This window comes from Bradyrhizobium uaiense, from assembly GCF_010811875.1.
Classification (GTDB): domain Bacteria; phylum Pseudomonadota; class Alphaproteobacteria; order Rhizobiales; family Xanthobacteraceae; genus Bradyrhizobium; species Bradyrhizobium uaiense.
This window is the reverse complement of the sequence record NZ_VKHP01000600.1, coordinates 1-410: the sequence shown is the minus strand read 5'-3', so window position 1 is coordinate 410 and position 410 is coordinate 1. Positions and strand designations below refer to the sequence as shown.

1 protein-coding gene is annotated in these 410 nt (G+C 66.8%); it reads left to right on the top strand.

All coding sequences use genetic code 11. The features are described 5' to 3' along the window. Positions 1-410: dihydroxy-acid dehydratase domain-containing protein (locus FNJ47_RS46685; RefSeq protein WP_175068532.1), on the top strand; the 410-nt coding region annotated here is incomplete at both ends.

Sequence of the window (410 nt, the reverse complement as noted above, 5' to 3'; positions counted from 1 at the left end):
CTGACGCCGTCGTCGTTCCGCAACGCCCAGGTCGTCTTGCAGGCGATCGGCGGCTCGACCAACGGGCTGATCCATCTCACCGCCGTCGCCAACCGCTCGCCGCACAAGATCGACCTCGAGGCGTTCGACGAGCTGGGCCGCGAGGTTCCGGTGCTGGTCGACCTCAAGCCGTCGGGCGAGCACTACATGGAACACTTCCATCATGCCGGCGGCGTTCCGAAGCTGATGGCACAGCTCGGCGACCTCATCGACCTCGACGCCAGGACCATCACCGGCCAGACTTTGCGCGAGGTCGTTGCCAACGCAGAGGACGTGCCGGGACAGGATGCGATCCGGTCCAAGGCGAACCCGATCAAGTCGGAAGGCGCGATGGCGATCCTGCACGGCAATCTCGCGCCGCGCGGCGCCGT